This window comes from Rhodococcus sp. NPDC077669 (assembly GCF_040686915.1).
Taxonomy (GTDB): domain Bacteria; phylum Actinomycetota; class Actinomycetes; order Mycobacteriales; family Mycobacteriaceae; genus Rhodococcoides; species Rhodococcoides fascians.
Map to the genome: position 1 here is coordinate 134,400 of NZ_JBFBMD010000005.1, position 24,404 is coordinate 158,803.

Below are 24,404 nucleotides of genomic sequence, written 5' to 3' on the forward strand. Positions count from 1 at the left end.
AATCCGTCCATAACTTCGAGTTCGGCGGGAAATCACACAGCGGCAGCGGCAAAACCGATTCGATTGAAACGCTTTTCGCGGGCGATTATGCGCATCGAGGGGTCCTGGGCGATCAGCTCGGCAAGTTCTCGGTGCAATACCGCGCCCACTCGATCGCAGAACTGCTGTGATTCATCTGCGGCGTCGGGCAACTCGGGAACGATGATGTCGACGACACCGGCCCGGAAGAGATCGAGCGAGCGCACTCCCTGCTTGGTCGCCATCTCGGCGGCGTGAGTGGTGTCGCGATGCACGATGGCCGAGGCACCCTCGGGCGGCAACGGCGAGAGCCAGGCGTGCTGAGCAGCGAGAACTCGATCCGCGGGCACCAACGCAAGGGCACCGCCGCCGGTTCCCTGCCCCAACAGCAAGGAGAGCGTAGGGGTTTCGAGGTCGACCATGTCTGCGATGCACCGTGCTATCTCGCCGGCCAGGCCGCCTTCCTCCGCCTCCTTGGACAGCGCGGCACCGGCAGTATCGATGACGGTGACGAGGGGAAGCCTCAAATCCTGCGCCAGCCGCATGCCGCGTCGGGCCTCACGCAGAGCCGCGGGGCCGAGTGGCGTCTTCGTCGTCTGACTCCTCCGGTCCTGCCCGAGCAGAACGCACGGCATGTCGCCGAACCGGACGAGCGCCAGAATGAGGCCCGGATCGGACTCGCCCTGACCGGTTCCGTTGAGCGGTAACACGTCTGCCGCTGTGTTGAACAGCAATTCGCGTACCCCAGGCCGATCGCTCCTGCGTGAGGCCAGAATGGAGGTCCATGCCGGCACGTCCTCGATCTCCCACTCGAGAGCATCGGAATGCCGGACGCGACACGACGGCACGTCGGTCATGATGCGTAGTGCCCGGTCGACGATCTCACCGAGCTGCTCGGGCGGACGGATGGCGTCGATGAGTCCGTGCGCCTGCAGGTTCTCCGAGGTCTGCACGCCGGCGGGGAATTTCGCGTCGTACAACGCCTCGTAGACGCGGGGCCCGAGGAACCCGACGAGCGCGCCGGGCTCGGCAACGGTGACGTGACCGAGCGATCCCCAGGATGCGAAGACGCCGCCGGTGGTGGGGTGCCGCAGATAGACGATGTACGGCAGATTCGCCGCCTTGTGTGCGGTGATCGCCGCGGTGATCTTGACCATCTGCAGAAACGCGACGGTGCCCTCCTGCATGCGCGTTCCACCCGAGGTCGGCAACGCGAGCAACGGAAGCCGCTCATCGGTGGATCGGTGCACCGCACTGACCAAGCGTTCACCCGCGGCCACCCCGATGGACCCGGCAAGAAAAGCGAACTCGCCCAACAGGATTGCCACCGTGCGTCCGCGCACGGTCGCGGATCCGGTGAGAACGGATTCGTCGAGACCCGTCTTCTCACGCGCCGCAGCCAGTTCGTTCGCGTACTCGTCGTCGATGACGTAATCGGCAGCCGGGCTGTCCCACGACTCGAAACTTCCGGGATCGATCACCAGATCGAGGAGTTCGAGCGCGGTCATCCTCGTCATCGGATCGCTTCTTTCAACCAGTCGCGGACGAGTTCGTCGTCGGCTCCGAGAACCGGCGGTGCCAGATGCCGGTTCTCGGTGACCTCCGTGCCGTCGGATTCGAAGAATCGCAGCGGCGGCCCGGGCAGGGTCACCGTGCCGAGAGCCTCGTGTTCGACGTCGATGAGCAGTCCCTGAGACTTGGTCTGCTCCCACTCGTACACTTCTTGCACGTTGCGCACTTTGCCTGCGGGGACGCCTATTTGGTCGAGAAGTGCCAACAACGGCTCGGTCTCGTAGGTGCGGAAGATCTTGGACACGAGTTCGACGACGTCGTCGCGACTGTCGACGCGTTGCGGGTTGGTCGCCATGCCCTCGAGGTCGGGATCGATACCGAATCCTTCACAGAAGCGGTGCCACAGGCCCTCGCTGCCCACCGAGATCTGCACGGCTCCATCGGCGGTGGGAAAGAGGCCGTACGGGCAGATCGACGGGTGGTGGTTGCCCTGCGCCTCACCGATCTCGCCTGCCACGGTCCATTTGGTGCCTTGGAAGGCGTGCACTCCGACGACACTGGCCAGCAACGACGTTCGAACCACCTTGCCGCGGCCGGTGCGGTCGCGCTCGCGCAGCGCAGCGAGAACGCCGAACGCTCCGTACATTCCGGCGAGCAGGTCTGCGATCGGAACCCCCACGCGCTGAACATCGTCGGGACCGGAGCCGGTGAACGACATCAACCCGGCCTCGCCCTGAGCGATCTGGTCGTAGCCGGATCGGCCACCCTCGGGGCCGTCGTGTCCGAATCCACTGATCGACAGCACGACCGTGCGCGGGTTGATCTCGGCGATGCGCTCGGGCGAGAAGCCGAGCCGATCGAGCACTCCCGTGCGGAAGTTCTCGAGCAGAACATCCGCGCGTTCGATCATGCGCTCCAACGCTTCTCGGCCATCGTCGGTTTTGAGGTCGAGCGCGATGGACCGCTTGTTGCGGTTGGCCGAGAGGAAGTACGTCGATTCGCGCTCCGCGTCACGCGGGGTGACGAACGGCGGGCCCCACACCCGAGTGTCGTCGCCGCCCTTGGGGGTCTCGACCTTGATGATGTCCGCACCGAGATCTCCGAGCATCATCGCCGCGTGCGGGCCGGCCAGGGCGCGCGTCAGATCCACCACCACGGTGCCGTCGAGCGGTCCGGTTCTGCCTGTCGTGTTGAGGGGCATCGAATTGATCCTTACGTCGAAAGCAATGAGGGGGTGAATCGCCAGTGTGGCCCATTGGGTCAGTGGCCTAGCCAATTTCATTGGACCAGCGATCCGGGGGGAAGTCAAGATCGAGTTCTCCTACGTCCGCGCAGCTCGAGAGCTAGAGCCAGCCGGGCACGACCAGTACCGCCCAGGCGATCAACGGACCGACGACGACGACCAACGCGCTGTATTTCAGGATCTGCTTGTAGAAGACGTCCCGATCGATGTCCTGGGCGTTGGCCAGCACCAGAGCGCCGTTGGTGGAGAAGGGACTGACGTCGACGATCGTCGAGGCGATGGACAGGGCCACGATGACGCCGATGGCACCGACCTCGCCGGCGAGCAGGAACGGGACGGCCAGTGGGATGGTGACGCCGAGGATGGCCGTCGACGACGCGAACGCCGAGACGATGGCACCGATGTAGCACAGCAACAGAGCCACGAGCAGCGGAATACCGATGCCGGCAACCGCATCACCGACGTACTCGACCGTGCCGGCTTCCTGCAGCACGCCGACGAACGTCAGCACGCCACCGATGAGCAATACCGTCGACCAGCTGATCTGGTTGATCGCACCCTTCTGCGCCTTGGGCGACGCCAGGGCGAGGACCACGGCGACCGTCATCGACACGAAGCCGACATCGAGATCGAGGACGAGTGAGAACAACGCCAGCGAGGCCAGCCCCACGAGCGTGAGGATCTGATCGAACGTGATGGCCTTGACGGCAGTGGCCAGGGGTGGCGCGTTCTCGACCGTGACCGTCTGACCGGACGGCTTGGGCGTCGACGATCCGAAGCCGCGCATCACAGTCCTCGAGCCACCCCCGCCTACTCCGCCCGAATCTCCCTCGGGGCGGGTGCCGTCCTCGTCGTGCACGCTACGACCGAGAAGTGCACGTCCGCCCAGGAACATGAACAGCAACGCACCGATTGCCGCGTTGAACAGCATGCTGCCCAGGAACAAGGTGAGTGGGCTGTTGACCAGCCCCGCCTTCTGAGCGATGTTGTTGACCGTGACGCCGTAGATGCTGATCGGCGAGAACCCGCCCGCCTGTGCGCCATGAATGACCATCATGCCCATGAGCAGGGCATTGATCTTGTACCGCGCCGCGAAGCCGAGTGCGATCGGTGCGACGATGGCCACGGCTGCCGGTCCCAGCGCTCCGATGGAGGTCAGCACGCCGGTGATACCGAACATGACCCACGGAATCAGGGCGACCCGGCCACCGACCAGCCGCACCGCACCGCGGACCAGGAGGTCGACCGTGCCGTTGTTCTGGGCGATCGCGAAGAGGTAGGTGATACCGACCAGCGTCAGGAACAAGCTGCTCGGGAAGCCGGCGATGATGCCGTCGGTGCCCATGCCCACGGCAATGGTTCCGACGAAGAACGCCGCCACGAACCCCAGCGCGCCCATGTTCACCGGGAACACGGTCGCAGCGAGGAACATGACGACGAGCGCAATGATGGGTATCAACTCGGTCGACATCGAAGGTCTCCGGTTCGTCTGAGGTTGTCCCCCGAGCGGGCGCTCGGGTTCCGTGGCCAATTGGACTAGCCACTGAGTCTTTACAGACTGAACCAGTGAAGTGGATCACTTGCCAACAGTTGCTATGACCCGGGCCACTAGCTATCCGACGGTTAAGGTGGGGGTCCAGAGGAGCAGAGAGCGAGTGACACAGTGGCTGAGCAAATTCGCCCGGTGACCCGACCACGGCTGTACGAGGTCATCGTGGAGCAGCTGTGCAAACACATCGCCGATCGCGACATGAAGCCCGGCGATCGACTCCCGCCCGAGCGTGAACTGGCGGGTCACCTCGGCGTCAGCAGAGCCTCACTGAGCCAGGCCCTCGTTGCACTCGAAGTACAGGGCATACTGGCCGTCCGCCACGGCGACGGAGCGGTACTCGTGCGACGGCCCGTGGGAGACATGGCCATTCGCGCCCTCCGTGAGCACGCCGATCGTCTGCCCGAGGTGATCGAAGCCCGCGAGGCACTCGAGGTCAAGCTCGCCGAGCTCGCCGCAAACCGCCGCAGCGACGCCGAAATGGCGGCGATCGACCATGCCCTGTCGGTGATGGCCTCGGAGATCACCGACGGAAATCGCGGCGACTCCGGCGACGAGCTGTTCCATCACGCCATCACCGAGGCCGCACACTCGCCGCTACTCGCCCGCCTCATGGGTGAAATCGCCGGCCTGATTCGCGAAACTCGAATCGAATCATTGTCGCAGTCGAACCGTCCGCAGACTTCACTGGAACACCACCGCCGCATCGCCGACGCTGTGCGACAACAGAATTCGGTCGAGGCCGGACGCGCGATGGCCGAGCACATCCGCCTCGTCTCGGACGTTGCACTACTCCGCTCCGCAGACAGCTAGAGAACTCACCCGCCGCAGAACATGGTTGACATCCGTGGCCACGTCGGTGCATCGTTATTGGCACAGCGCCAACAACGCGTCGTACGCTCCGACCCGAGGACCTCTATGACTGCACTCGCAGACCGCACCGACGACGTCACCACCGATCTCGCCGACGTCCGACAGCTCGCCCGCAGCTTCTTCGAGAAGGAGGTCGCGCCGCACCGCGAGGAATTCGCGACGGCCGGACGCCCCAGCCGGGAGGTCTACCGGAGTGCGGGCAACCATGGACTCCTGGGAATGTCGATACCCCAGCAGTACGGCGGAGGCGGCGGCGACTTCCGCCACGAGGCGGTGCTGTTCGAGGAGCAGGTCCGCGCAGGCGACTCGGCCATGCAGTTGGGTGTGCACAGCGGCATCGTTCCGCATTACATCCTTGCGTACGCAACCGAGGAGAAGAAGCAGCGCTGGCTACCGAAGCTGTGCTCCGGCGAGTGGATCGGCGCGATCGCGATGACCGAACCGGGAACCGGCTCGGACCTCCAGGGCATCACCACCCGCGCGGTGCGCGACGGGGACGAGTACGTGGTCACGGGCGGAAAGACGTTCATTTCCAACGGAGCTCACTGCGATCTGATCATCATCGCCGCCAAGACAGATCCAAACGCCGGAGCCCGCGGGTTATCGCTGCTCGTGGCCGAGGTCTCCGACGACACCGAAGGCTTCCACCGCGGACGGGTACTGCACAAGATCGGCCAGAAAGGCCAGGACACAGCAGAACTCAGTTTCGACGGTCTACGCGTCCCGGCCGCCAATCTGCTGGGTGAAGAAGGTCGCGGCTTCGCGCAGTTGATGCAGCAACTCCCCCAGGAACGGCTGATCTGCGGTATCGCCGCAGCGGCGATGATCGACGCCGCCGTCGAGCAGACCGTCGACTACACCAAGTCGCGCAACGCTTTCGGAAAGACACTCTTCGACCTGCAGAACACCAAGTTCGAGCTCGCCGAGTGCGCCACCATCGGCCGCGTCGTCCGCACCTTCGTCGACGACGCAGTGGCCCAACATATTTCGGGGTCACTGGACGTGACGACGGCTGCGATGGTCAAGTACTGGACCACCGATCGACAATTCGAGGTGGTCGACCGCTGCCTGCAACTCTTCGGCGGCTACGGCTACATGGAGGAATACCCCATCGCCCGCATGTTCGTAGACGGTCGCATCGCCCGTATCTATGCCGGTGCCAACGAAGTCATGAAAGACCTCATCTCTCGCTCTCTGTAGAACCCGCACCGACCCGAGGATCCGATGAACAGCCCAGCCGCACTGCACACTTCCACCATCACCGGCGAGATCGGTACCGACCGTATCGTCGTTCTGACGATCGACGATCCTGCGCATTCCACGAACACCATGAACGCGGCATTCGGTGAATCGCTCGAGCAGACCGTCGACTGGCTCGAGACCGAACTCGATGCGTACGACGGCATCGTCGTCACGTCGGGCAAGGATTCGTTCTTCTCCGGTGGCGACCTCGAATTGCTGCGCGACGCCGGTCCGTCCGACCATGCAGCCATCGCGGGTGCGCTCGATTTCACGAAGGACAAGTTTCGGCGGCTCGAGACGCTCGGCAAGCCGGTCGTGGCCGCACTGGGCGGCACCGCACTCGGCGGCGGCTTCGAGATCGCCCTGGCCTGCCATCATCGAATTGCCCTGAACAACAGCAAGGCTCGATTCGGGCTGCCCGAGGTGACCCTCGGGTTGCTGCCCGGGGCCGGTGGCGTCACCCGAACGGTTCGGATGTTCGGCATCGTAAAGGCTCTGACACAGGTGGTGGGCCAGGGCCAGCGATATCGGCCGGCGCAGGCCCTCGAACTCGGACTCATCGACGAGGTCGTCGACACCCACGAGCAGATGATGGCGCAGGCACGTTCATGGATCACCGCCAATCCCGGGGCCCTCCAGCCCTGGGACAGGGCGGGATTCACGATCCCCGGCGGTACGGCGTCAGCACCGGCTGTGGCCGCGCAGCTGCCGGCACTCACGGCAACAGTGCGTAAACAGGTCAAGGGCGCACCGATGCCGGCCCCCATCGCAGTCGTTGCCGCGGCAGTGGAAGGATCGGTACTCGACTTCGAGGCCGCCTCGCTCGTCGAAACCCGCTACTGCACGTCGCTCGCCTGCGGGCCGATCTCGGGCAACCTGATCCAGTCGATGTTCTTCGATCTCGGCTCCATCACCAAAGGCGCTTCCCGCCCTCCGGCCGAACCACATCGAGTTCCCGAGAAAGTGCTGGTGATCGGGGCCGGAATGATGGGTGCCGCCATCGCCTACGTCGTCGCCTCGGCCGGGGTTCCGGTGATCCTCCGTGATGTCTCGATCGAATCCGCCGAGCGCGGGAAGAGTTATGCACGTTCGGTTCTCGGTAAAGCTGTCGTGAAAGGCCGCGCAAGCCAGGCCGATGCCGATGCGGTGCTCGCGCTCATCACCCCCAGCTCCGACGCGGCGGACGCCGAGGGTTGCGACTTGGTCGTCGAGGCAGTGTTCGAGGATCCCGCCGTCAAGCAGGGTGCCTTCGAGGCCGTCGACAAGTATCTGACCGCCGACGCGCTGCTGTGCTCGAACACCTCCACCCTCCCCATCACCGAACTCTCGCACTCTGTTTCGCGAGCCGGCGACTTCATCGGCACGCACTTCTTCTCCCCCGTCGACAAGATGCCGTTGGTGGAGATAGTGGTGGGAGAACACACCAGCGACTCCGCTCTTGCCCGCGCATTCGACTTCGTCCGCCTGATCGGCAAGACACCCATCGTCGTCGGCGACAGTCACGGCTTCTTCACCACCCGCGTCATCGGCCGATTCATTGACGTGGCGATCTCGCTGGTCGCGGAGGGCGTGCATCCGGCCACCGTCGAGCAGGCCGCACTCCAGGCCGGCTACCCGTCCGGCGCACTGGCTCTGATGGACGAGATTTCGTTGACCCTGTCGCGGCACATCCGAGAGGGCATGGCCGAGGCCGCTCGCGCGGACCGTCGCCCCTGGACCGTCTCGAATTCGTACGCCCTGGTCGATCGCCTCGTCGACGAGTTCGACCGTCCGGGCCGCAAGGCGGGGCGCGGGTTCTACGAGTACGCCGAGGACGGCAGCAAGGTCCAGCTCTGGCCGGGCCTGGTGGAGCACTACCATGACCCCGATCACGGAATTCCGTTCGAGGACATGATGGATCGCATGCTCGTCGCCCAATCGCTGGATTCGGTCGCGTGCCTCGACGAGGGCGTTCTCCGAACAGTCGCCGACGCCAATATCGGTTCCATTCTGGGTATCGGCTTCCCTGCCTGGACCGGCGGTGTGCTGCAGTTCGTCAATCAGTTCGACGGCGGTCTCCCGGGATTCGTGCGCCGAGCCGACGAGCTGCGGGCGCGGTACGGCGACAGGTTCGTCGTACCAAGGTCGCTGCGAGCGCGCACCGAGCGGTACCTCTGAGATCGCGCTCGCTCGGTTCGGTGCGATCATGACAACCATGCCGGCTGCAAGCACACCCAAGTGGAATCGACTGGAACCGGACGAGCGACGGACCCAGATCCTGGCCGCCGCCGTTCGCTTGTTCGGCGACAAGCCGTACGCCGAGGTCTCCATGGCCGACGTGGCTGCGGCTGCGGGTGTTGCACGCGGGCTCATTCATCACTACATCGGCAGCAAACGCGATCTGTACCTCGAGTGTGTACGTTTCCTGGTCACCGTGCCGCCGATCGAGGACGTGCACTTGCCCACGGGCTCGGTCGAGGAGAGGGCTCGCGGGAGTGTGCACTGGCTGGTGGGCGTCATCGAGGCACACGGAACGGCGTGGGTGTCGGTGGCGAGCGGCTCGGGCGTGGACCAGCAGGTGGCGCAGATTCTGGACGAGGCGGACGACCTTGCGGCCGAGCGTGTCTTGGACGCAACGGCTTTCGAGACACAACGCGGCGACAGACGCATCGCAACATCGGCAGTGCGGGCGTTCGGCGGCATGGTGAAGGCGGCAGGCCGCGAGTGGCTGGTGCGCGGCACGCTGACCCGGGACCAGGTGGAAACACTTCTGACAGACGTGCTCGTCACCGTTCTCTCCACCGCACGCTCTCTCGACAACGCCCCAGAACGGTAGCTGGGCAATCCTTTTCACGGTTCACATCCCGTCGATCACCCATTGCTTCGCTATTGACACCACGCCAACAAGGTGGAACTGTGACCGTATTCACTCGGGCGTACCGCGCCCCCTCTCGCACAAGGGACCTCGCCATGTATCTCACTCAAGGCCTCCATCGCTCCGCAGCCACCACACCTGATCGCGCTGCAACGGTGTTCGGCGATCGCGTGCGCACCTTCTCGGAACAGATCGATCGTGTGGCGAGGTTGGCAGCCGGTCTGCATTCCGTCGGAGTCGAGAGCGGCGATCGAGTGGCAATGCTGGCGTTCAACAGTGACCGCTACTCCGAGTACCTGCTTGCGGTCCCGTGGGCCGATGCCGTGCTCAATCCCGTCAACATTCGGTGGTCACCCGTCGAAGTTGCGTATGCACTCAACGACTCCGGGACCAAGGTACTCATCGTCGACGACACCTTCGGAGCGATGGTTCCGGCTCTACGCGCGTCGTGTCCCGACTTGGCGACCGTCGTCTACTGCGGGGGCGGCTCCACCCCTGACGGCATGGTGTCGTACGAGGATCTGGTGGCATCCCACGATCCCGTTCCCGATGTACGACGCAGCGGCGACGCCCTGGCCGGCCTCTTCTACACCGGCGGTACCACCGGATTCCCCAAGGGCGTCATGCTCTCCCACGCGAATCTGGTGACCTCCGGCCTGGGGACGGTGGCCACCGGACAGCTGCTCGACGATGCGTCGGTACTGCTCCACGCCGCACCGATGTTCCACCTCGCCGATCTGGCTGCATGGGTAGGGCAGGTCATGCTCGGTGGCACCCATGTCATGGTTCCGTTCTTCGAACCGACAGCGGTACTGGGCGCGATCGCACAGCACTCCGTCACCGATGTGTTGCTGGTTCCCACCATGATTCAGCTGCTCGTCGACCACCCCACGTTGAGCGAGTTCGACACCTCGTCACTGAGCCGTGTGCTCTACGGAGGATCCCCCATCTCCGCCGGTGTTCTCGAGCGGACCCTCGCCAGGCTTCCGCAGGCACGCCTCACTCAGGCCTACGGCATGACAGAACTCGCGCCGGTCGCATCTCTGCTGTGGCCGGAACACCATGTAGGACAACGTATCGGCTCGGCGGGACGCGCAGCCCCACACTCGGAGATCTGCATCCTCGGCCCGGATGACGAGCAGCTCGCCACCGGTGACGTCGGCGAAATCTGCGTCCGCGGCGGTCATGTGATGCTGGGCTACTGGAACAAGCCGGAGGAGACCGCGGCCGCCGTTCGAGACGGCTGGATGCACACCGGCGACGTGGGTTACCTCGACTCCGACGGATTCCTGTTCGTCGTCGACCGCTTGAAGGACATGATCATCACCGGCGGCGAGAACGTCTACAGCGCCGAGGTGGAGAGTGCGCTCAGTCGTCATCCCGCCGTTCTGGCCTGCGCCGTGATCGGCGTTCCGGACGAGGAGTGGGGTGAACGAGTTCATGCGTGTGTCGTTCTGGCCGAGGGACTCTCACCCACGACAGCCGAATTACGCGAGCACACTCGCACCTACGTTGCCGGGTACAAGACTCCCCGCACCATCGAGTTCGTGACGGCGCTACCCATGAGCGGAGCAGGCAAGATCCTCAAGCGCGACTTACGTGACGCCTACGTGGCCAAGGAATCGGCCGACGCAGTTCTGTGATCACGCGACGGTGGATGCTGTCCGACGAGTCCTCGAGTCACAGTCCGGCGCGCTCGAGAATCTCGTCCCAGTGGATCTCGGCCTCGGCCTCACCCATGCCAGCGGACGCGATGTGCTCGTAGTCGCTGATCAGTGAATCGGCGACCCTCTCATAGCGTTCGATCCATGCTTCCTTGTCGTCTCGCCAGTATCCGACGACGGCCATGCGGCTAGCAGGGAAGCCGACCTCACAGCGGAAGTACTTACGTACGCCTCTACCCGCCGACGCCTCCCCGCCGAACCAGACGTACCCGTTTCCTGCCGGAACTCGGAACGTGCGCACAGCATCGACGAGTTGCGATGGTGCGCGCCCGTTTCCGGCCACCCTCCAGTCCATCGTCACCGAGGCCGCCGATCGAACGTCCAACACGTCGTCGTCGTGAGCCACCTCGACGATCGCATGCGCGCGGAGTCCGGCAGGCAGCTGCTCGAGAGCACGGCACAGAGCGGGTAGCCCCGGTAGATCGGCGATCAACAACATCCACTCCGTGTCGGCGGGCGGCTCGTACCACGACCGTGTTCCCCACATCCCCAGCGCCGTACCCGGCTCGGCCGAGCGAGCCCAGTCCGCGGCCACGCCGCCGACGTGGTCCACGAAGTCGATCGTGATCCGGTTCTCGTCCCAGCACCGGACGGTGTAGTTGCGGCATTCACGAACCACGTCGTCATGGTGCGCGAGAACGCCGTCGCGTCGGGTCATCTCGGGCGGTACGTCCTCTCCGTCGGCCGGAAAGTACAGGTGCACGATTTCGTCGGGCACTCCGCTCGACTCGAACCCGCGTGCAGCGGAAGCATCGAACACGACGCGAATCAGCGACGGTGACAATCGTTTCGATTGGACTACCCGTGCGGTGAGATATCCACCCTCGTCACGTCGACCGGCCATGACAGGGCGTTCAGCTTTGCTCTGCCGGCTCGACGAACATCGTTTCGATGTCGTCCATGATCCTGTTCAGGCCGATCGGGTCCGACGAATTCCACACGCTCGCCGAGACCCAGTGCACCCGATTCTGCTGCACCGCAGGCAGTGTCGACCACAGCGGTGCAGCACTGATCGCGTCCCGTTCACTGTCGGCACCCTGGTCGGTGTACACGAACAGGGTGTCGGCGGAGTTCAGAATGTTCAGCGTCTCGTCGGTGATGTCGATACGGAACACACTGGGATCCTGCTGGCCCTCGGGCTGCGCCATGCCCACACCGCGGAAGGCGATGCTCTCACCCGTGCCGACGCGAATCGAGTACTCCCCACGCTCGCTCAATCGAACAGCGGAGACCGGCTTGTCGGCCAGGCCCGCGTCGGCAACCCGCTGCTTCAGCGCGGCCATTCGATCGGTCAGCCCCTGCATGAGGTCCGTTGCTTGGCTCTGCTTTCCGAGCGCATCCCCTACGGCCGCTACCCCGTGCGAGACATCCTCGAGCGACACCCCGTCGTTGTAGGCGAAGCCGTAGGTCGGCACTCCGCTGGCCGCGAGCTTGTCGTAGATCTCCTTGTTCCAGGCCTTCTCGCCTTCGCCGTCGTACCCGGCGACCACCACGATCAGGTCGGGGTCCTGAGCCAGAATTCCCTCGACGTTGGGATCGAAGCCGCCACCCTCACCCGCAATGTTCGCGATGTCGCCGATGCGCTCGTCGACGTGCGCGGGTAGCGCCAGCGGGTTGAAGGACGCGGCCACGGGATTCACCTCGAGCGACAGCATCAGTGCCAGTGAGATGGGGTCGGCGGCGACGACCCGGGCGGGTCGCTCGGGAACCTCGACCGGGCCGAAGTAGTCCTGCACCGTCCTGGTGCCGGCGGCCTCGGCTGGACCGGACGGTTCCGACGTGGCGCTCGAGCATCCGACCAGAGCCAGAGAGAGTGCGCCGACGAGCGTGTACAGCCCGGCAGAGGCGGAACGTCTCATCCGGCCGGTTGCACGGCCGTGGAACACGAAGAATCGAGGCATGACTGGGCAGCCTAGCCTAACTCCTAGCCGCGGTGGTCATCGCCGACAAGCAACGGCACGATGCTGCGGTGCGCGAAGGCCAGCAGATCGTCGTACGTCTCGAGTGCAGCGCCGGCTGCCGGAGTCAGCAGAATCGAATGCACGACGCGGACCACGATTTCCGGGGCGTCGGGTACCGCGAAACTGTCCGAGTCCAGCCCTCCCCGGGCGATCTGGGCGGCAGCGTCTATTGCAGACGCGAGCAGGGTCGACGCATTGGTCGTCAACTGTTCGAGTACCAACGCACTCTCGGAGTCGAACATCTTGAGCAGGACGGGATTGGTTCGCACCGACTCGATCGTCGTCGCGAATCCGTGCGCGGCACGATCCGCCCGAGACGATTGTTCGGCGGCCGCTGCCGCCACCGCGACGAACAGTCTCGTCGACTCACGTGCCATGACCGCGCGCACCAGCTCGTCCTTGGATCCGATGCGGCGATAGACCGTCACCCGGTTGATCTTGGCGCGCTTGGCTACGTCCCCGATGGTCGTTCTGGGGATGCCGACCTCACCGAACAACTCCAACGCGGCATCGAGGATCGGCCCGTCGTCACCGTCTGGATGCATCGTCCGATCTTAACGGCACCCTCGATAATCGAATGCAACATTGCAACACTATCTGTTGCTATGTAGCATCACTGCATCACCATCTCGACGAATGGAGCTCGAATGTCTCGTGACCGAGCGATCGACCCGAATGCGCGCCACCTGGACGAGTCCTACGCGATCGTGGCCCGCGCAGTGACGTTCGACTGGACCGGCGTTCCGCTGCAGTACATTCCGCACGAGTGGTACGCCACGCACTTCTGGAACGTGATGCACCTGGTGCTGCCCGAGGGCGAACGGGCGATGGCCGACGTGTTCGCCCTCGCGCTCCCGTACATCGACGACCGCAGACTGCACGAGGAGGTCGTCGGATTCGTCGGACAAGAAGCCACGCACGCGTCCTCCCACGAGAGCTTTCGTACGTACCTCGTCGCGCACGGCGTCGACATCGAGCCGATCCTGCAGCGCATTCGATTCGCGGTGGGCGTCGTGTTCGGCGATCACGGACTGACCGGCCGCGCAGGCAAAGCGTGGCTGAACGAGCGCCTCGGGATCTACGCCGCAGCCGAACATTTCACCGCAGTAGTGGGCGAATGGCTGTTGGACAACACCGAATTCGATCGCCTCGGTGTCGATCCGACGATGCTGGACCTGCTTCGCTGGCACGGGGCCGAGGAACTCGAACACCGCAACGTTGCCTTCGACGCATTCCAGTACGTCGACGGGGGTGCGTTTCGCCGCGCCCGCACCGCGGTGATAGCCAGCGCGGGGTTGGCCGTGCTCTGGTTCAGCACCGCCGCGTACCTGTACAAGAACTCGGTAGCCACCCCGCGCACCGGGAAGCGCCGACTTCGCACCCCCTGGCCTCTCGCCTTCGCACGAGCATCCCGCAAGCAACTGATACCTGGCCTGTCGTTTCTGTTCGTCCAACTCGCCCTGTACATCCGACCGGGTTTTCACCCATCGAAGATGGGCGACATCGACAAGGCCGTGCGATACCTGGCGACGTCACCTGCAGCACTGGCGGCCCAGCAGTGACCACCGAAACAGCCTCGAGGCACAGCCATCTGGGTGAGATCACGGTGACCGACCCCGGCCGTGGTCTCCGAGCCATCGCTGCGGCGTCTCGGGTGTACGCAAGACTGGTCACCGACTCGTCCATCGTCACCGCCCTCTCCCCGGCGCGACCGCGCCGATGCGTCGGCTACGAATTCGAGACCACCATCGACGAGATCGTCGACGAGGCCGAGGACGTGCGCTCACTTCTACTGCGTCGCAGCGACGGAAGCGCAATGCCGACCTGGTTGCCCGGTGCACACATCGACGTGACCACACCGGCAGGCTCGGTTCGGCAGTACTCGCTCGCAGGTCAGCCGGCAGGAGGCGATCGATATCGCATCGGTGTCCGCAGGATCCCCGGCGGCACGGCCTCCACCGAGATACACGGTCTCGTTCCAGGAGACACCCTCCGAGTCCGTGGACCCCGCAACGCATTTCCCATGGCCGCCGCCGAGCACTACTTGTTCGTCGCGGCCGGCATCGGCATCACCCCCATTCGGTCCATGATCGAGCGCGCCGTCGCCGACGGCACACGGTGGACCCTCTACTACCACGGGAGATCTCGCGCGAGCCTGCCGTTCGTCGCCGAACTGCAGCAGTCGGCGCTCACCTCCCGCGGTCACGTGATCATCAAAACCGATGACGTGGACGGACTTCCGAGTCCGTCGGACATCGTCGATCTCGGGACGGGACCCTCCGCACTGTACGTCTGCGGCCCCGCGGCACTCTCGCGCCGGCTGCGCGAGCAGGCCACCCGAAGTACCGCCGTTCGAGAGTTCCACACCGAGCTGTTCGCGCCCGCCCCCGTGGTCGACGGCCGTCCGTTCGTGCTGAAGCTCGCACGGTCCGGCGACACCGTCGAAGTCGGCGCACAGGAGACCGCCCTCGACGCCCTCCGACGAGTCCGTCCCGATCAGCCGTTCTCGTGCCGCCAAGGTTTCTGCGGTGCCTGCGTCGTCGGCCTCACCGGCGGACGCGTCGACCATCGCGATCGCGTGCTGAGCAGCATCGAACGCGAGAACTCACTCACCCTGTGCGTGTCACGCGCCGCGGTCGACGGCGACGTCGTCGTTCTCGATCTGTAGAAGGAGCCACACATCATGACCGACAACGACTCTGCCGCGGCGCACATCGACGTCGCCATCATCGGTGCCGGCTTCGGCGGTCTCGGAGCTGCGATCAGGCTCGAACAGGAAGGCCGCGGCGACTTCTTGATCTTCGAGCGTGACAGTGCGGTCGGCGGGACGTGGCACGTGAACACCTATCCCGGCGCCCAGTGCGACATTCCCTCGGCGCTGTATTCGTTCTCGTTCGCACCCAACCCGGACTGGACCCGCCTGTATCCACTGCAGCCCGAGATCGAGCAGTACCTCAACGACTGCACCGACCGGTTCGGTATCCGGAATCGAATCCGGTTCGGACACGAGGTGCTCGACGCGACGTGGGACGACGACCGGGCGCGTTGGATCGTGCGAACGAGCGGCGGAACATGGACTTCTCGGATTCTGATCGGAGCCCTCGGCCCGTTCAGTGAACCCGCCACTCCCAGTATCGACGGTCTGGAATCGTTCGGAGGCAACGTCTTTCATTCGGCCCGCTGGAACCATGACCATTCGGCCGAGGGTAAGCGTCTCGCCGTCATCGGCACCGGCGCATCGGCGGTGCAGTTCGTACCCCGACTCGCTCCGTCGGCCGCACATCTGACGCTCTTTCAACGCACGCCCACGTGGATCCTTCCCCACCCGGACCGTCCCATCTCCGAGTCCGGCAGATCCGCGCTGAGGAAGTTTCCGGCGGCTCAGCGCGCCATGCGTCGTACGTTCGATCTGTTCCAGGAAGCTCTGGTACCCGGCCTGATTCGGCACCGCGCCCTGCTGACGCCGTTGACCGCACTGGGCCGGGCTCACCTACGCAGACAGGTGAAGGATCCCGTACTCCGCGAGAAGCTGACTCCCACCTACACATTCGGCTGCAAGCGGCCGACGTTCTCGAACAAGTTCTACCCCGCCCTGTGCCGCGACAACGTCACCGTCGAGACCACCGCCATCTCCCGCGTCGTGCCCGAGGGCGTCGTCACGACCGACGGAACGGTCCACGAGGTCGACACCATCGTTCTCGGAACAGGTTTCACCGTCGCCGGGCATTCAGGCTTTCGGCGCATCGTCGGTCGTGGCGGTCGGTCGTTGGCGCAGACCTGGCCCGACGGAGAGATGTCGTCGTATCGAGGGACGACGGTGCACGGCTTTCCGAACTTCTTCATGGTGCTCGGCCCCAACTCGGTGGTGTACACCTCGCAGGTCGTCACCATCGAAGCACAGGTGAACTACGTTCTCGCAGCACTGCGGGCGATGGACGACAAAAGCTTGGCCGCAATCGACGTCACCCGCACTGCACAGACGGAATTCGCGGACTACACGGACGAACGGTTGGCCGGTTCGGTGTGGAACTCGGGTGGGTGCAGCAGCTACTACCTGAGCCCATCGGGCCGCAACGTCACCTACTGGCCGGGTTCGGTACGCAACTTCACCCGTCGTATGTCGGCCATCGAACTCGACCACTATTCCTGCCGCAGTGCCACTGTCGATGTGCCGGGCACACTCGCCGTCACCGAGGAGTCCGCATGAGGAACCACATGGACCTCACCGGCAAGGTCGCACTGGTGACCGGCGGTGCACGCGGCATCGGTGCCGCGACCGTAGCAAAACTGGTGGCCGCCGGTGCATCCGTGGCAGTGGTGGATCTTCGCTTCCCGACCGACGCGGCGGGCGCTGCACGGGTGTTGCTGTTGACCGGGGACGTCACGGATCCGGAGGCGATGACGGAGTGCGTGCAGGCGACGGTGCGCGCCTTCGGCGGGATCGACATCGTGATCGCCAACGCCGGCATCACACCGCCGCCTGCCACCATCAGGACCGTCGACCGCGCGGTGTTCGACTCCGTCATGGCGGTCAACTTCGGCGGTGTGCTCACCATCGTCCGCGCCGCGGCGGACGAGATCGTGACCAGTGGTGGGCACATTCTGCTCGTATCGTCCTGTGCTGCATTCACTCCCGGCATGGGCGGGTCTGCCTACATGGTCAGCAAGGCCGCCGTGGAACAACTGGGCCGCGCGCTACGCATCGAACTCGCCGCGGTCGGTGCATCGGCCGGTCTGGCGTACTTCGGGGTGGTCGACACCGATCTGGCGCGCCACACCCTCGACAACGATCCGATGGGCCAGCGGATCGGTGCTTTTCTCCCCTGGCCGTTGAGCCGTCGACTCCCGTCCCCACGGGCGGCGGACCTCCTGGTCGACGCGGTCCGTACGCGTCGAGCACGGCTGATCGCCCCTGCAGTGTGGGCACCGTACTTCTGGTTCCGTGGGATCCTCAACCCGATCCTGGAGTGGAAGCTACTGCGTGACAACGCAGTCGGCGATATCATCCGCGACCTCGAACACAGCCGGGCGCGCTGACACCCGCACGGGCCCGTTACGCGTCGACGCTCGGAACCGCGTCCAACGGAGGCAGGGTTCGCGAACACAGCTCGCGCGCATCCGCGTCGGACATTCCGAGGGCGAGCAGCACGCTGTGCGCCATGTTGTCGACGGCATCGACGTCGCTTCGTTCCGGCTGTTCGAGCAGTAGTTGCCCCATGCCCAGCAGTGCCCCCGCTGCCAGGGCCAGAGCCAGCTGGGTGTCCTGCACGCGGAAATGCCCGCTCAGTACTCCGGCTTCGATGTCACGCGAGGCCCGCGGACCGAGACCGTGCTTCGAGGTGATCAACTCCGGCCCGGAATGGATGAGTACTCGGCTCAGATCCGGTTGTTGCCGGAACAGTCGGCCGGCGATGCGGAACGACCGGGTGAACGCTTCTGCGGGATCGTCCTCGTCGTTGCTCAACGAGTCCAGGTAGATGCCCAACAGCTCGAGGGCACCGTCGACCGCAGCCTGGAACAGCTGCTCTCGGCTCTCGAAATGGTTGTAGAACGACCCCATGCCGACGTCTGCGGCCTGAGTGATCTCGGCAATCGGCACGTGCAATTCGCCGCGGGCTATGAAGCTCTGCGCGGCAGAGATCAGGGCACCGCGCGTGCGCGCTTTGCGTCGCTCGAGGCGATTCGGGGTTTCGGTCATGGTCCCTACTCCTGAGTGCATTTGTCGCCGACTTGACCCTTCCTCACCGCTGACGAATTTGTCAACACTCTTGACTGACCGATTAGTCATAGGTGACGATAGTGTCACCAACGAGGGAGGGCTGATGGGACACGACGTCGACGGCCACAAGAACATGCATGTGGATCAGGGCGCGCTTCCAGGCGAACACCCGGGAAAAGCCGCCGACCCGATCATCAAGGTGCGCGACATCGCGTGGCTCGAGTTCCGCAAACCCGACCTGGCCAAGGCCGAGGCATTCGCGGTGGCGTTCGGTTTCACCGTCTCACTGCGCACGTCCGAGGAGATTCACCTGCGCGGCACGCACGTCGGGTCGCCGTGCGTGATCATCCGACGCGGCAGACGAACGCGGTTCGTCGGCGCGGCGTTCGCTGCCGCCGAGGACGCCGACGTCGTCCGCCTCGCCGATGCCACCGGGCAGCAGGTGCACCGGCTACCCGACACACTCGGCGGCATCGCCGTCACTCTGGCCGATCCGGGCGGACAGCCTGTGCAGATCGTGTCGGGCTACACCGAACATCCCGAACTCCCGGGCCAGGACGCGCACACCTACAACTTCGGCGATCCACGCAACCGGATCAACGCCACCCAGAGGCCCCCGCGTCAGCCTGCGCGCGTCCAACGGCTCGGGCACGTGGTGCTGCAGCGAGTGGACTACCTGGAGAATCTGAACTGGTACCTGCACCACCTGGGTCTGATCGTCAGCGATTTCCTCTACTACGACGGCCAACGCGACCGTGGACCGGTGATGAGCTTCATCCGCTGCGATCGGGGCAGCATCCCGTCCGATCACCACACGCTCGCGATGACTCTCGGCCCGTCGAATCGCTACGTGCACTCGGCGTACCAGGTGACCGACATCGACGCCATCGCCGCCGGTGGCGAATTCCTCACCGAGCGTGGGTACAAGCACTCCTGGGGCATCGGCAGACACATCCAGGGCAGTCAGATCTTCGACTACTGGCGTGATCCCGACGGTTTCCTGGTAGAGCATTTCAGCGACGGCGACATGTTCGACAGCTCGCTCGAACCCGGCTGGGCACCGATGACGGCATCCGGCCTCGCCCAGTGGGGCCCACCGGCATCGAAGGACTTTCTCGGTATCGCCCCGAGCAAAGCCTCTCTGCACGAGCTCAAATCGATCCTGTCCTCCCTACGCACCGACAACGAGTTCGACACCGAACGCCTTCGCGGCCTGATGAAAGTGGCTTCCTCATGAGCATCGCTGTACTACGCACCGCCGACGCCTGGTGGGTCGAGACCCCGGCCGGGGCGTCGCGCATCGACACGTCGGCAACCACGACCGCCGAGCTTCTCGCCGATCGCGCCGCTGTGGACGCAGCGCGTACCGGCACCGATGTGGTTGCAGTGGAGACGCTTTCGCTCGTCTCCCCGGTCACCGCACCATGCCGGGTAGTGGCGAACATGACCAATTTCGTCTCACACGTCAAGGACTCGGGAATGAACCCCGACACGGTGCCACTGACGTTCTTTCGGAAGACGTCCGGTTCGATCAGCGGCCCCACCGACGAGATCGTCAAGCCGACGCACGTGAAACTCCTCGACTACGAAATCGAGATCGGCCTCGTGTTCGGCAAGACGCTGACCGTCGGCACCAAGATCGACGCCAGCAACGTCGCCGAGTACGTCGCCGGACTCGTCATCACCAACGACGTATCGGCGCGAGATGTCCAATTACCGAAAACCCAGTTCTACGAGGGCAAGTCGTACCCCACGTTCACGCCGGTCGGCCCACGACTGCTCCTTCTCGAAGCCGGAGAATTCGACCGGTTCGGCGAGCTGACTCTGACACTGCGCGTCAACGGGACTGTGCGACAGGACAGTACCGTGGCCGACATGATTTACCGGCCGGTCGAATCGCTGAAGGCGCTGAGCAATTTCCAGCGGCTCGACGCGGGCGATCTGCTGCTCACCGGCACTCCCGGTGGTACTGCGCTGAAGGCTCCGGCCAAGCCGATCGAGATGATCGGATCTCTGATCCCGCCGGCGCTCAAATGGAAGGTGTTCTTCAAGAAGCAGGCCAAGAATCCCGACTTCCTGCAGGACGGCGACGTTCTCGAACTGACGTGCTCGACTCCCGACGGTTCCCTCGACCTGGGAGTGCAGCGCACCCGGGTCTCGTACCGATGACCGAACGCGGATCCGACGGCACCCACCACCCGGTGGTCATCGTCGGATCCGGCCCGACGGGCATGACGGCCGCTCTGCTGTTGGCACAGTACGGCATCCCCTGCCTGGTGGTCGATCGCTGGGCCGACGTCTATCCGCAGCCGCGCGCAGTACATCTCGACGACGAGGTGTACCGGATTCTGCACGACATCGGTGTCGCAGAGGATTTCGCCGCTATCTCACGTCCCGGCCGTGGCTTGCGACTGTGCACCAAGGACCTGCGCACCCTGGCCGAGTTCGAGCGCGATCCCGACGACAGACCGCACGGCTACCCCCAGGCGAACATGTTCGATCAACCGGACCTCGAGCGTCTCATGCGCACGCACGTCGCCCGATACGACACGATCGAGATGCGTGGCGGGTGCGAGATCACCGACGTGCAGAACCTGAAAGATGCCGCCCGAGTGTCGTACACATCCACCGAGGACGGAACCCCACACTGGGTGACCGCGGATTACGTACTGGGCTGCGACGGTGCCAACAGCATCGTGCGCCGGTCCATCGGGTCGAAGATGGAGGACCTCGGGTTCGCGCAACGGTGGTTGGTGATCGATATCGCCACCGATGCCGAACTCGATCAGTGGGACGGCGTTCACCAGGTGTGCGACTCCGAACGATCCGCCACGTACATGCGGATCGGCTCCACCCGCTACCGCTGGGAATTTCGGATGCTCGACGGCGAAACCCTCGACGAGTTCGAGGATCTCGCCGCTGTCCGGCCGCTCATAGCGCCGTGGCTGCGGCACGTCGACGACCCCTCGATGGAGCTGATTCGGAGCGCCGAGTACACATTTCGGGCGCAGGTGGCCGACAGCTGGCGGGATCGACGCGTGTTCGTCCTCGGCGACGCGGCGCACTTGACTCCACCGTTCATCGGACAGGGAATGGGCGCGGGTCTGCGTGATGCGCGCAACCTGGTCTGGAAGATCGTCGGGGCCCTGGACGGGCACGTCTCCGATTCGGCACTCGACAGTTACGAAATCGAGCGAAAGGCCCATGCCACAGCCATGATTCGCCTGGCCGTCGCCATGGGCTGGGCGATGACCGGCGGCAGTCGACTGACCGGAATTCTGCGCACCACGCTCGCGCCGGCTCTCGGCCACCTGCCCCTCATCGGAGCGAAGGTGTCCGACAGCACCACCCCTCCACTCACCCGTTCCGACCTCGTCCAGCGCCCGGCCTCGCAGATCCGTTCGGTGGTAGGCGCGCTGTGCCCCAACAGCTCCCTGGACAACGGCGCCCGACTGGACAGCATCGCGCCGGGACAGTTTCTCTTCGTCTCGACGACCCCGTTGACCGTCGAACAGCGACGCGAGGTCGATCGTCGTGGCGCTGTCGTCGTCGAGGTCGCGGCCTCCTCCGAGCTCGGACTGTGGTTGCGGCGCGGTCACGCGGTAGCGGCTGTCGTACGACCGGACCGAACCGTCATGGCGGCGGGTAAGTCGGTGCCGGCCTTGCACACCCGAGTTCCGAGCACCAGGTTGCGAAGAATCGATCGAACCACTCCCACGGCGGCAGTAGCCACCCCGAGAACCGGAAACACCGCAACGAAGAGGCCTAGATGAACACCGCACTTGTCACCGGAGCCACGTCCGGTATCGGCCAAGCTGTCGCCGAACTACTGCTCGCTCGCGGCTACCGCGTCATCGGCACGAGCCGCAGTTGTTCCACCGTGGTCGACCCCATCCCCGGGGTCGAGTACCGAGATCTCGATCTGACCGACCCGGCCTCCATCCGGACGTTCGTCGACGGACTTGCCGACGTGGAGATCGATGTTCTGATCAACAATGCGGGCGAAAGCCAGTGCGGCCCCATCGAGGAACTCCCGATCGAGGCGGTCACCCGGCTGTTCCAGCTCAACGTGTTCGGTGCCGTCGAGCTCATGCAAGCCGTACTGCCGGGGATGCGCGAACGCCGTGGGGGCAAGGTCGTCAATATCGGCTCGATGCTGGCCAGCTTCCCGTTGGCCTATCGCTCGTCCTACGCCGCGACCAAGGCAGCGATCAAGGGCTTCTCGACGGCGGCCCGCTTCGAGCTCGCGCCCTACGGGGTGGACATCACCACCGTCGAACCCGGCTCCATCGCCACCGGACTCTCCGCCCGCCGCACCAAGTACTGCGGACCGCATTCGCCGTACCTCCGCGACTTCACAACGGTGATCTCGCACCTCGACGCCAAAGAGGCACAGGGTATCTCCGCGGACACCGTGGCCGAAACGGTCCTGAAAGCCGTCGAGGACAAGAAGACTCGACCCCTCTATGCCGTCGGCAGCAACGCTCCCGCGGTGTTCATGGCGCAGCGACTGCTGCCGCGCACCGTGCTCGAAAAGTTCACCGCCCGGGCATACGGACTGCCCAGCAAGCGACCGGTGACCTAGCGGAACAGCCCTGCGACGAACGGAATAGTGTCGGCCTGTGATTGCACGAGCGTTCCGCTGTGATCGGCGTCGTAGGGTCGGAAGGTCACCGGCTGACCGTTGGCGGTGAGCCTGGCGACGTACGCGGCGGTCGTCGGGAACGGGACATCGGTGTCCCGCAGCCCGTGGCCCATGAAGAACGGCTTGTCGAAGCCGGCCTCGGGCATGGCCATGTAGTCGTCGAGCACAGCGGTGAAATTCGGCAGGCTGGTCAACGGCGCAGTGAAGAAATCACCGACCTTGACACCCTCGAGCTGCTCCTCGAGGTCCGCGACACAGGCCGTCTCGGCCAGATCCACGTACTTCTTTCCGGCGGGGGTGAGGATATCGTCCAGGCCCAGCTCGGGGTGCGAATAGCGAAGAGCCGCAGCGATGTACGCGACATACGCGGTCAGACCGGCCGGGAGCGCCACCGGCGGCATCCCCGGTCCACCGATCGAGACGAGCTTCTCGATGTACGCGGGAGTCCCGGTGCCCACTGCGCCGCGATAGTCCAGATCCGATCCACCGAATTCGGTCGCGTAGCGCGCGGTGTAGATTGCTGCGCCGCCGCCCTGGGACTGACCGACCGTCACCCACTTGCGCGAGAGTTGATCGCTGTAGTTGCGGCCTGCCTTCACCATGTCGACCACGTTGTGCGCCGTGGTCCGCCCGTCCAGATATGCCTGCAATCCTTCGGTGCCGAGGCCGGCATAGTCACTGGCCACAACGGCGTATCCCTGCGCGAGCCAGTTGCCGAGGTACGGCAGATCTCGTTCGGCCAGCGCCGGTCCCGCAACCGAGGGCGCACACGAGTCACCGAGCCCGGAGGTGCCGTGGGCCCACGAGATCACCGGCCAACCGCCCTCGGGCGCAGTGCCCTGCGGGAGGAAGACGGTGCCGGTGCTCAGGGCCTTCTCGCCGAACGTATCGGTGGTGACGTAGGTGAGCACCTCGGCCGAGGACGAGCCGGGGATCCAGAATTCCTGCGGTAGAGCGCGACTGGAGACGACGTCGCCGATGTTCTGGGTGATCGTCGGTGCAGCCGAGGCAGGGGCGGTCAGCAGGCCAGAAGCCATGCTCGACGCCAGCGCCGTAACTACTGC

General features: G+C 64.8%; 21 protein-coding genes. 13 read left to right on the forward strand and 8 right to left on the reverse strand.

The genetic code is table 11. From position 1 onward, the window contains the following. Positions 1-32: 32 nt before the first annotated feature. The 3 genes from AB0P23_RS08430 to AB0P23_RS08440 form a co-directional block, all read right to left on the reverse strand. Positions 33-1,535, reverse strand: a complete 1,503-nt coding sequence (locus AB0P23_RS08430; RefSeq protein ID WP_363797237.1) for a carboxyl transferase domain-containing protein — start codon at positions 1,533-1,535, stop codon at positions 33-35. After that, positions 1,532-2,731: a CoA transferase gene (locus AB0P23_RS08435; protein WP_283541773.1), complete on the reverse strand. Its 1,200-nt coding sequence runs from the start codon at positions 2,729-2,731 to the stop codon at positions 1,532-1,534. The genes AB0P23_RS08430 and AB0P23_RS08435 overlap by 4 nt, the downstream gene beginning before the upstream one ends. Positions 2,732-2,873: 142 nt before the next feature. Next, positions 2,874-4,244 carry an SLC13 family permease gene (locus AB0P23_RS08440; RefSeq protein WP_363797239.1) on the reverse strand — a complete coding sequence of 457 codons (1,371 nt, stop codon included), beginning with the start codon at positions 4,242-4,244 and terminating at the stop codon, positions 2,874-2,876. 192 nt (positions 4,245-4,436) lie between these two features. Between AB0P23_RS08440 and AB0P23_RS08445 the strand changes: the two genes are divergently transcribed. From AB0P23_RS08445 to AB0P23_RS08465, 5 genes are all read left to right on the forward strand, one after another. Then, complete coding sequence (locus tag AB0P23_RS08445) at positions 4,437-5,135, forward strand: FadR/GntR family transcriptional regulator (RefSeq protein ID WP_032373535.1); 699 nt, start codon at positions 4,437-4,439, stop codon at positions 5,133-5,135. A gap of 105 nt (positions 5,136-5,240) precedes the next feature. Beyond that, positions 5,241-6,395, forward strand: a complete 1,155-nt coding sequence (locus AB0P23_RS08450; RefSeq protein WP_363797241.1) for an acyl-CoA dehydrogenase family protein — start codon at positions 5,241-5,243, stop codon at positions 6,393-6,395. 24 nt (positions 6,396-6,419) lie between these two features. Beyond that, complete coding sequence (locus AB0P23_RS08455) at positions 6,420-8,594, forward strand: 3-hydroxyacyl-CoA dehydrogenase NAD-binding domain-containing protein (protein ID WP_363797243.1); 2,175 nt, start codon at positions 6,420-6,422, stop codon at positions 8,592-8,594. Between the two features lie 28 nt (positions 8,595-8,622). After that, positions 8,623-9,252 carry a TetR/AcrR family transcriptional regulator gene (locus tag AB0P23_RS08460; RefSeq protein ID WP_322544802.1) on the forward strand — a complete coding sequence of 210 codons (630 nt, stop codon included), beginning with the start codon at positions 8,623-8,625 and terminating at the stop codon, positions 9,250-9,252. Between the two features lie 134 nt (positions 9,253-9,386). Next, complete coding sequence (locus AB0P23_RS08465) at positions 9,387-10,934, forward strand: long-chain fatty acid--CoA ligase (protein ID WP_363797245.1); 1,548 nt, start codon at positions 9,387-9,389, stop codon at positions 10,932-10,934. A 37-nt stretch (positions 10,935-10,971) separates the two neighbouring features. On the opposite strand, the gene AB0P23_RS08470 is transcribed toward AB0P23_RS08465, so the two are convergent. Genes AB0P23_RS08470 through AB0P23_RS08480 form a run of 3 tightly spaced genes read right to left on the reverse strand, consistent with a single transcriptional unit; the run spans position 10,972 to position 13,521 of the window. Beyond that, positions 10,972-11,859: a siderophore-interacting protein gene (locus AB0P23_RS08470; RefSeq protein ID WP_363797247.1), complete on the reverse strand. Its 888-nt coding sequence runs from the start codon at positions 11,857-11,859 to the stop codon at positions 10,972-10,974. A gap of 10 nt (positions 11,860-11,869) precedes the next feature. Beyond that, entirely contained in the window at positions 11,870-12,916 is a 1,047-nt protein-coding gene (locus AB0P23_RS08475; RefSeq protein ID WP_222081538.1) for an ABC transporter substrate-binding protein, read from the reverse strand. Positions 12,917-12,939: 23 nt separating this feature from the next. After that, positions 12,940-13,521, reverse strand: a complete 582-nt coding sequence (locus tag AB0P23_RS08480) for a TetR/AcrR family transcriptional regulator (RefSeq protein ID WP_032368713.1) — start codon at positions 13,519-13,521, stop codon at positions 12,940-12,942. Between the two features lie 102 nt (positions 13,522-13,623). Here AB0P23_RS08480 and AB0P23_RS08485 point away from each other — a divergent pair, with 102 nt between their 5' ends. Genes AB0P23_RS08485 through AB0P23_RS08500 form a run of 4 tightly spaced genes read left to right on the forward strand, consistent with a single transcriptional unit; the run spans position 13,624 to position 18,013 of the window. Continuing rightward, positions 13,624-14,538, forward strand: coding sequence for a metal-dependent hydrolase (locus tag AB0P23_RS08485; protein ID WP_027494703.1), 915 nt, complete (start codon positions 13,624-13,626; stop codon positions 14,536-14,538). Beyond that, positions 14,535-15,644 carry a PDR/VanB family oxidoreductase gene (locus AB0P23_RS08490; RefSeq protein WP_363797249.1) on the forward strand — a complete coding sequence of 370 codons (1,110 nt, stop codon included), beginning with the start codon at positions 14,535-14,537 and terminating at the stop codon, positions 15,642-15,644. The genes AB0P23_RS08485 and AB0P23_RS08490 overlap by 4 nt, the downstream gene beginning before the upstream one ends. Before the next feature lie 15 nt (positions 15,645-15,659). Then, on the forward strand, positions 15,660-17,183 hold the full coding sequence (locus AB0P23_RS08495) for an NAD(P)/FAD-dependent oxidoreductase (protein WP_052060919.1): 1,524 nt from the start codon (positions 15,660-15,662) through the stop codon (positions 17,181-17,183). Next, positions 17,180-18,013 carry an SDR family NAD(P)-dependent oxidoreductase gene (locus tag AB0P23_RS08500; RefSeq protein WP_363797251.1) on the forward strand — a complete coding sequence of 278 codons (834 nt, stop codon included), beginning with the start codon at positions 17,180-17,182 and terminating at the stop codon, positions 18,011-18,013. Before AB0P23_RS08495 ends, AB0P23_RS08500 begins: the two co-directional genes overlap by 4 nt. Positions 18,014-18,029: 16 nt before the next feature. Here the strand turns inward: AB0P23_RS08500 and AB0P23_RS08505 are convergent, their stop codons facing one another. Beyond that, a complete protein-coding gene (locus AB0P23_RS08505) occupies positions 18,030-18,674 on the reverse strand; it encodes a TetR/AcrR family transcriptional regulator (RefSeq protein WP_094693887.1) in 645 nt (214 codons plus the stop codon). Between the two features lie 124 nt (positions 18,675-18,798). Between AB0P23_RS08505 and AB0P23_RS08510 the strand changes: the two genes are divergently transcribed. From AB0P23_RS08510 to AB0P23_RS08525, 4 genes are read left to right on the forward strand one after another with little or no spacing between them, the layout of a single operon-like run. Continuing rightward, positions 18,799-19,932, forward strand: coding sequence for a VOC family protein (locus AB0P23_RS08510; RefSeq protein ID WP_363797253.1), 1,134 nt, complete (start codon positions 18,799-18,801; stop codon positions 19,930-19,932). Then, entirely contained in the window at positions 19,929-20,864 is a 936-nt protein-coding gene (locus AB0P23_RS08515) for a fumarylacetoacetate hydrolase family protein (RefSeq protein WP_363797254.1), read from the forward strand. Before AB0P23_RS08510 ends, AB0P23_RS08515 begins: the two co-directional genes overlap by 4 nt. After that, entirely contained in the window at positions 20,861-22,468 is a 1,608-nt protein-coding gene (locus AB0P23_RS08520) for a bifunctional 3-(3-hydroxy-phenyl)propionate/3-hydroxycinnamic acid hydroxylase (RefSeq protein ID WP_363797255.1), read from the forward strand. The genes AB0P23_RS08515 and AB0P23_RS08520 overlap by 4 nt, the downstream gene beginning before the upstream one ends. Next, positions 22,465-23,280 (forward strand): SDR family oxidoreductase, encoded by an 816-nt coding sequence (locus AB0P23_RS08525; RefSeq protein WP_363797257.1) that lies wholly within the window; start codon positions 22,465-22,467, stop codon positions 23,278-23,280. Before AB0P23_RS08520 ends, AB0P23_RS08525 begins: the two co-directional genes overlap by 4 nt. Here the strand turns inward: AB0P23_RS08525 and AB0P23_RS08530 are convergent. Then, positions 23,277-24,377: a lipase family protein gene (locus tag AB0P23_RS08530; protein WP_363797259.1), complete on the reverse strand. Its 1,101-nt coding sequence runs from the start codon at positions 24,375-24,377 to the stop codon at positions 23,277-23,279. The genes AB0P23_RS08525 and AB0P23_RS08530 overlap by 4 nt on opposite strands. Positions 24,378-24,404 lie beyond the last annotated feature (27 nt).